The organism is Frankia sp. KB5 (assembly GCF_002099325.1).
Classification (GTDB): domain Bacteria; phylum Actinomycetota; class Actinomycetes; order Frankiales; family Frankiaceae; genus Frankia; species Frankia casuarinae.
Genome location: NZ_MRUJ01000303.1, coordinates 1 through 7,887, shown reverse-complemented (window position 1 = coordinate 7,887; position 7,887 = coordinate 1). Strand labels below are relative to the sequence as shown.

The following is a 7,887-nucleotide window of genomic DNA, read 5'->3' as shown; positions in this document are numbered from 1 at the left end:
TGGCGTGCGGACGTGCGATCTGTTCGGCATTGGAGGGTCCATCTGTTCGCACGTGTCAGACCGCTTCGTGCCCGCGGACACCACGCCCGGTCGCGGGCATAAGGCAGGCACGACCGCCGTTCGAGACGTTGACATTTGAGCAGGTCATGACGGTCCTGCGGCCTCACTGGCGGCACCGCCTGGCTGGCGAGGGTCTTTGCGGTCGTCGTCGTGGGGRCCGAGGATCGCCTGCCGGCCGGCGTGGGCGAGCAATGCTTGTGTGCGGGTCGGTAGCCCGCCGCGATTCCAGTGGAAGATCACGTGGTAGGCCAGGATCTCGCGCAGGCCGCGGCGAAGTGTGCCGGCGCGGTTGAGGCCGGCGAGTTGGTGGCCCGCGTCGGTGAAGGCGGTCGCGTGGTCGGCGTGGTCGGCGCCGGGTCGGCCGGGGCCGAACACCGGCCCGTCGGGGGCCGGGTTGGCGTGCAACAGCGTGGACAGTCCTTCGGTCAGGGTGGCGAGGTCGCAGGTGTTGACGCCGGCTGGTAGCGGCCGGTCGGCGGCGACCCGGGCGAACAGATCTCCTCGCTCATACCATTCGAGCCCGGCGCCCTTCGCCAACGCGCTACACAGCAGCACGGACAGTTCCCGGCGTGGTAGCCCTCCGGCCGGCCGAGTCGCGGCGCGTCGCAGTACAGCCCGGCTGTCGGCGATGAAGAGATCGTGGGCGATGTCCATCGCTGGGCCGCCGCCGAATGCGGCGGTCTCGGCTTCGTAGATCCCGGGCTGCCACGAGGTGAGCTGGCCGTCTTTGACCAACCGGTCGAGGGCGGTCTCCAACTCGGTAGTGGCGTCGGCTCCCGGTGGGGGGGTGTGGACTCGAAGTCGCCAGTTGGGGTGCTTGCGGATGAACCACCAGCCATCGATGGTGCCGGCGGTCTCGGTGGCGAGGAGGGCCGGCAAGAGGAACTCCGCCGCGGTCTGTTCCGCCGTCTGCCAGTCGGGGAAGTGGATGTTGAACTGGTGCCAGCCGGGTCGCTGGTTGGCGAGGGCGGCCTGGCCTCCGGCGCGGTACGTCGCGGCGGCGGCGTGGAGTTCCGCCACGGTCAGCGGGGTCGAGGCGGCGGCGACCTCGGCCGACCCGCCCATCAGTATGTGCAGGATCGCCTGTTCGGTCGGGTCGGTGGCGGCCAGCGCGGCTAGGTGATCAGCAGGCATGCGTCCCATCCGGAAAGCGGTGCGTGGTCGGTGGAGACGGTGTGCAGCGCGAGCGCGGCCCCGGCCTGGCCGAGCAGGAGCCCGCGTCCCGCTGGTCCTCGCGGATACGGCTTGGCGGTGGCGGTGGCCAGCCGGCCGGCGAGGTCGGGGAGCCGGGTCCGCAGGGTGCCGCTGGGCTCATCAGCGGCGGCGCGCCAGACGGTTTGGACCAGTCCGGCCCAGCCGTGGCACAGGCTCGGATCGATCAGTCGGCCCAGCTGGACCGGGTCGTCCAGGCAGGCGGCCAGCGCTGATTCGTAGTCCGCGCGGCGGGCGGGGTCGTCGAGCGCGAGCGCGGCGAGTTGGCCGGCACGGGCGATGCCGGGCGTCCCGTAGCACCAGCCGGCTCTGCCTGGTTGGGACTGGTCGGGTCGGCCGGCGGCGAGTTCGCGGCGGCTGATGTGATGGGGCCAGAACGGTCCGGCGGGGCCTTCGACGCGCCATCTGTCCAGCCAGTCGCAGATCGTGGCGAGCGCGTCGTGCTGGCCGTCGACGACGACGTCGGCGCGGGCCGCGTGGGCGAGTACTGCGAGGACGCTCGCGATTCCGTGCGCGGCGCCGAGATTCGCGTGGCCGCCCGGGAACGCGGCCGACTGGCCGCGCCGTGGGTCGTGGCTGACCCACCAGCCGGGAAGGATGTCGTGACCGTCCGCGATCGGCAGGCTGGCGATCGCGACAAGCGCGGTCAGTACCCGCTCGGTCGCTGTGCTGTGCGGGGCGCGACGTAGCAGCAGCGCACCCAGCCCGGTCAGGCCCGAGAACACGTCGTACTCGGCGAAGTCGCCGGCGATCTGTCCGGCTGAGATGCGTTCCAGGGCTTGGCCGGCGCATTGATGTGCCAGCCGGGTAACGGCCGGGTCAAGCGCGGCTAGCGCGTCACGGTAGCGGTCTGTCGATCCGTTTGCGGCGTGGAGCGCGAACGTGACGGCGGGGGCTCCGAAGTACAGCCCGGCGGTGTGGTGGTCGTGGAGCGGGTCTCGGGTGGCGGCGGTGAGGTGACGGTGCGCGGACCGCCAGTTGTCGGCTTCGGCCCAGGCGCGTTCGATGTGCAGGAGCGCGATACCGGCGGCGCCGGCGGACAGTGACTGCCCTACGGACCCGTCCGCAGAGGGCTCGGCGAGCCCCAGGGCCAGCCGCCCGGCGGTGTGGCCGTACTCGTCGCGGCCGGCTGTCAGCGGCGTGCTGGTCACGACGCTTGTCCGGAGGCCGCGGGCTCGCGGATTCGGGTACCGGTTACGGCGATGGCGCGGGCCAGCCGTAGGCAGGCTGTCTCGGAGCGGGGGTCGGTGCCGATCATCCGGGCGTGGTGGCCGCGGAGTAGCCCATCGAGTGCGACGTCCGGGTTGGGGGCCGTGTCGTCGGCCGTGTTGGAGGTGGCGATGCGGTGGCGGTAGGCGTCGATGGTGCGGTGGCGCGCCGCCCAGATGTGGGTCAATGGGTCGGTCACCGCGGCGTCGGTGAGAAGTGCCAGGCCCTGGTCGCGATGCTCGCGGGAGATCCTGGGGCCGCTGGGGAGTATGCGGCTGGTCAGCCAGAGGGCGGCGGTATCTCGGCCGCCGGTGAACGCGGCGGCGAGGTTGACCATCCCGGCGGCGGTGACGGCTTGGCGGTCCGGCCCCGCCGGGCCGGACGCCACCGCGAGACCGGCGAGGGCGGCGGCGCTGTCCGCGGCGAAGACAGTCTCGGCATCGGTCAGGATCGGCCCTTCGCCATACTGGCCGATGGCGGGCCGATAGGTGTCGAACAGCAGGGTGTGGATCAACCCGTCGTGACGCAGCGGCGCCGCCCAGTTCGCGACGCGGGCCGCCGCGTCCTCGCCACGGTCCGCGTTCGAGTGCCGGAGGAAGAGCCGTAGCGACGGCTCGTCGGTGTCGTCGCGCAGGTACCACCAGTCGGTGTCCGGCCAGTCAGCGAGTAGTGCGGGCAAGCGCGCGGTCAGGAGAGTGTCCCGCCACCGAGCGTTCCCGACGAGCCGGACGGCCAGGCGCCGGCCACCCGCCGGAAGCTGGCCGGGGTGGGCGACCGGCCGCACGGGGCGGGCGGGTGCGACCCGCCAGGCGGGTGCGTCGGTGCGGGCGAGCGGGAGGGCGATCTCGTGGGGGCGCCCGCCGATCCAGTCGTAGGCGTCCGGGGCGGGTCCTTCGGTGAGGGTGGCGCTGCCGCGTCGATCCAGCGCGGAGCGGAGCAGTGTCCGGTGCGCGGGGATGTCCAGGTCAAGTCCGATGACGACGTCCCGCTCACCGAGAAGGACCCGGTCCGGGACGCGCCACCGGTCCCGCAGCGCGGCCCACGCCTCGTCCCAGACGGGCTGTGCCGCGTCCCGGGAGGGCAGGTCTGCGCCCGTCAGCATCCACCGAGCGGGCGCGAGCACGGTGCGGCCGTGGCGGACACGCGGCAGGACCGGCAGTGCGGTCGCCGCGCCCCACTGGAACGGGACGCACGTCGCGGCCCGCGCGGTGCTGATCTCGCACAGGAACCGGGCCAGTGGCTGGGTCGCGTGCTCGAAGTCCAGCGCGTGCAGCGCGACCGGCTCAACGGTCTGGCCGGTCGACAGGCGCACCAGCCGCATCCGCCGCGTGTCGGCGGTGACTGCGAGATCGTCGATGTCGATGTGTGGCCGGCCGTCGGGCGGGCGGTGCTCCCCGAGGGACAGCAGCGGGGCGACGGCGGGAACCGCGACGAGGGGCATCGTTCGGGGCATGAGCGGCGGGCACGACAGCTGGGCGAGTGTCGCCCCCGCGTTCTGGGTCGGCAGCGCGGCGAGCGCGGCGCCGATCCGGGTCCTGGTCGCGGGGTCGAACAGGCCCAGAAACCGGCCGATCGAGGTGCCGCCGCCGCGCGACGCGTTGACGACGAGCAGGGTGAACTCACCCCGGTCGACAGCCTGGGGGGTGGCGGCGTGGACGGCGACGCGCAGTTCGGTGTGGCCAACCGGGTCGGGCGTGTGGGGTGGCTGCGCAGCGGCGGCGAGTTCGTCGACCATCCTTCCGTCCAGAACCAGCTCACCGCCGTCCAGCACTGCCCGCTGGGCGAGGTGTAGCAACGCCCGGTTGCGGTCACCTCGGCCCGGGGCCGGTCGGCGTGGGGGGCCGTCCCGGTAGCCGGCGGGATAGCCGAGTCCCCGGTCAGGGTGAATGGCATCCGCCAGCGGGACGACGGCGCCCTCTCCCCAGCGGTCAAGGAATCGGGTGTGCCACTGCGACCAGGCCGGGCCGCCGCACGGATACGGCGTGAGGCGAACGAGTGTCGCCGCCGCGGCGGCGGCTTCGCGGGCAACGACCGGCGGCACGGTGACCGTGATGTCCAGCAGCAGATCGGCCGCGAGCAGCGGGCCAGGTTGGGCGTGCAGCGCCGTCATCGCCGCTTCCGCCGCGTCTCGGGTCCGGACCCAGTCGCGCCGGGCAGCGGCGGCGGAGTGGGCCGCCAGGCTCTCGGCCACGTCCGCCACCTGCCGGTATAGCGGACTGCTCGCCTGGTCAGGCAGCGCGGCCAGCCGGTCGAGGAGGTAGCGCAACGGGTCGGTGGCATCCGCTGGTGGCCGCAGGCCGCTGACGAGCGCCCCAGCCGCGAGCAGCCCGCCGACCAGACGTTCGGCCGCGCCGGGCGCGGCGGCCGGGACCGCGGCGGTCAACCTGGCCGCAAGGTCGGCTGCCAAGCAGGGTTCGCGCGCGAATCCGAGCGCGGCGCGGACAGCGCCGGTGGCACGGATCTCAGCATCCGCTAGGGTCACGCCCCCATCCCGGTCGGTGACCGGCCGGGACGGGACGACGATCTGGTCGGCGCGGAGATAGGCGAGCGTGTTGGCCGTGACCGCCAGCGCGGGCCACACTGCATGATCCGTTTCGAGGAGGCTGACCAGTGTGGACAGCCAGCCACCGTCGGGGCGGAAGATCGACCGGTGCGCGTCGCCGCCGTCGACCGCGGTCCGCTGCCCGAGCCGGGCCGGCGCGACGCCGGCGAAGTGGCCGAACGGTGTGGGCCGGGTCGCAGCCCGAAGCTGGTAAGTCACGACGGACGCGACGGCGCGACGCGTCCGTTCCGGGTCTGGGCGCTCGGCGGCAAGGACGCCCCGGACGGCGGCGGCGAGCGCCGGGCTGGCGAGTTCGACCGCGTCGGCGAGCTCGTCGTCCCAGGCCCGGCGTAACCAGCCCGTCCACTGGGAGACGCGGTCGGGAGCGTGGCCTGCGAGGTCGGGCCAGTCCTCGCTGGGAGGTGCACCGTGGCGGGCGGTCGCCCGCAGCACTGCCACATCGACGGTCCGATAGCCGACCATGCCCCTGCCTTCTGTTTGGCCCTACCCGGCCGCCCGGGGGTATCCCGAACGGCCGGGGCCGATCTGGCCGAGACCTGCGCGGCGGCGGCCCGTTACTCGCTGCACTCCGACGCGACGTCGCAGGTGACCTCGGCGCTGTCGCTGGTGGTGGAGCAGTTGTCGCTGGTGCACTCGCCCGAGTCGTAGCCGACGGCCGACGGGGCGCCGGTCACGAACCGCACGTCGAGCGTGAGGTCGTCGTCGGTCAGCTCGGTCTCGGTCGGGTCGGTGCTGGTGGGCAGCATGGTGGCGGTCATGGCCGGCTCCTCTACCTGGTTTCGGCGGTGTGCGGGTTGGCCTGGCCCCAGGACAGGACCAGCGTGGAGTACCGCTTGGGCAGGACATAGCCGTCCGGCAGATCCCGGGCGGGGGCGTCGGCGGGGGCGACGGTCAGCCGAGGCGCATCGCCACGGCGGCGGGCCTCGTCCCACCTGCGGATCGCGTCGGCCAGCCGTTCGGCGAGGTCCCCGCCGCGGGGGCCGTGCCCGACCGCGCCGACCTCGTAACCGGCGGCTGGGTCGCCGACAGGTCGCAGCGCCGCGCGGTAGGCCAGGCTGTTGCCGTCCACGAGGGCGGGGGTCAGAATCCGCCACGACGGGGTCACGATGCCGCTGGCGACCGCGTCGCGGCTGGCGGTCATCTGGCAGTGACCCGGCAGCGCCAGCAGCCACAGGTCCTGGTCGTCCCAGCGGGTACCGCGCGGGAGCACGACCCCGCTCCAGACCTCGGTCCGCGACGCGGTGAGCACGTCGCCGATGCCGCTGGTGTCGACGGTGGACAGCTCGTCCTGCCAGAGCCCGACGCCGGTGTCAGCCAGCGGGGTCGACCGGCCGCTGTGCGCGCCAGCGCCCCRCATAGCGACGAAGCCGCACCGCACCGGGCCGGTCGCGCTGACCAGCAGGTTGCCGCCCTGTCGGTCGAGCCCCCACGCTCGGGTCAGTCCGCCGGTACGCAGCGGCAGCACGATCCGGCCGTCCGGGGCCAGTTGCTGACGCCAGGCCCCAGGGACGTCCCACGTCCCGACCGTAGAGATGATCACATCGAAGGGGGTGTGGTCCGGCGCGCCGCCGTCGCCGTCGCGGCACAACGCCCGCACGTCGGCATAACCTGCTCGGTCCAGGCAGGCCCGAGCCCGGTCAACCACGTCGGGATCGATGTCGACCGTCGTGACATCCCCACCGGGGCCGACAAGCTCACGGAGCAGCGCAGCGTTATACCCCCCGGACCCGATCTCCAGGACGCGTTTCCCGGCCAGGTCACCGGCCTGGGCAAGCATTGTGGCGATCAGCCACGGCGCCGACACCGCGCTCACGTCGCGGCCGTCCTCGCCGGTCTTCGTCACGATCGACTGGTCGGCGTCGTAGGCCCGCTCCAGCGGCACACCCGGGGTGAACAGATGCCGGGGCACCGTGAGCAGCGCCCGGCGTAGCGCGGGAGACATCGGCACCCCGAAGCGCGCCATGCCGGGTTCAAAGCGAGCGACCATTGCCGCGCGCAGCGTCGCGGCGTCGGGGCCGACGCCCGTGTCGGTGGTCAGCGTCATCGCAGCGGGTATCTCCTTGTGGATGATGGAGGATCGGACGGGCGGCGGCCTGAGCCCCTCGACGACGGCGGCAGATCACCGAGAAGCGATGCCCGCGACATCGATCGAGCGAGCCACCCAGCTGAACAGCCAAGGCGGTGCGATGGGCAACGCCTCTCCGCGGGCGGCGGCGTCGGCTTCCTGCCCGGCCCGTGCCAGGCGGCCGGCATTGCCCACGAAAGCCCACCCCCGCGCGGAAGCATCTCCGGCCATGGATACGTCAGCACCAGCGGCCGTTGATCCAGAAGTCTCAGACCCAGCTACCACAGATCTTCCTCCAGGCTGACGCTAATCGGCGCGACCGTCACCACCCGGCGTGCTTCGTGTACGCGGTGCGCTACCAGCATGGCCGAAGCAGGCAAGCGCGTCATTCCCACCACCGCGAACGTTTTCATCGACACCCGCGAAGCCGATGACCTGCGAGAACACAGGCGCCCTGGCGCATCCGTTCGCTGTGATCATGAAAGTTTGTTCGTGGTCCCGTGTAGGAATTACGCCCAAGAGCAGCCAGGGCGGCGTGGCCGCCACCCTTTCGTATGAGAATTTGAGTCCGGCCGCGGGACGCCTGTGGTCCTGATGTTGGCCGGTGGGCCGTTTCGGCCCGGTATCGCCGAGTCCCGTRCAGCATCTCCGATGCTGTCCGGATCGACGTCGGCGTTCTCTGGTGCTCAGAGCCCGTCCAAGAGTATGGCGGTGGAGGTCCTGGGGTACTCTTTCCTGCTGCTACGAGCGCGTTCCTCAGTTTCCTGTGGTCAGGGCC

The 7,887-nt window shown here is 72.5% G+C and carries 5 protein-coding genes; all 5 read right to left on the bottom strand.

Translation table 11 applies throughout. The annotated features are described in order from the left end of the window. Positions 1-144 precede the first annotated feature (144 nt). The 5 genes from KBI5_RS22985 to fxlM all read right to left on the bottom strand — a co-directional run bounded on the left by KBI5_RS22985 (position 145) and on the right by fxlM (position 7,088). Complete coding sequence (locus KBI5_RS22985) at positions 145-1,194, bottom strand: thiopeptide-type bacteriocin biosynthesis protein (protein ID WP_085016440.1); 1,050 nt, start codon at positions 1,192-1,194, stop codon at positions 145-147. Then, positions 1,176-2,423, bottom strand: a complete 1,248-nt coding sequence (locus KBI5_RS22980) for a lanthionine synthetase C family protein (RefSeq protein WP_085016438.1) — start codon at positions 2,421-2,423, stop codon at positions 1,176-1,178. Before KBI5_RS22980 ends, KBI5_RS22985 begins: the two co-directional genes overlap by 19 nt. Next, entirely contained in the window at positions 2,420-5,506 is a 3,087-nt protein-coding gene (locus KBI5_RS22975; RefSeq protein ID WP_085016437.1) for a lantibiotic dehydratase, read from the bottom strand. The genes KBI5_RS22980 and KBI5_RS22975 overlap by 4 nt, the downstream gene beginning before the upstream one ends. A gap of 92 nt (positions 5,507-5,598) precedes the next feature. After that, entirely contained in the window at positions 5,599-5,802 is a 204-nt protein-coding gene (locus KBI5_RS22970; RefSeq protein ID WP_085016436.1) for a hypothetical protein, read from the bottom strand. 11 nt (positions 5,803-5,813) lie between these two features. Next, a complete protein-coding gene (gene fxlM, locus KBI5_RS22965; protein WP_116290001.1) occupies positions 5,814-7,088 on the bottom strand; it encodes a methyltransferase, FxLD system in 1,275 nt (424 codons plus the stop codon). Positions 7,089-7,887: the final 799 nt, after the last annotated feature.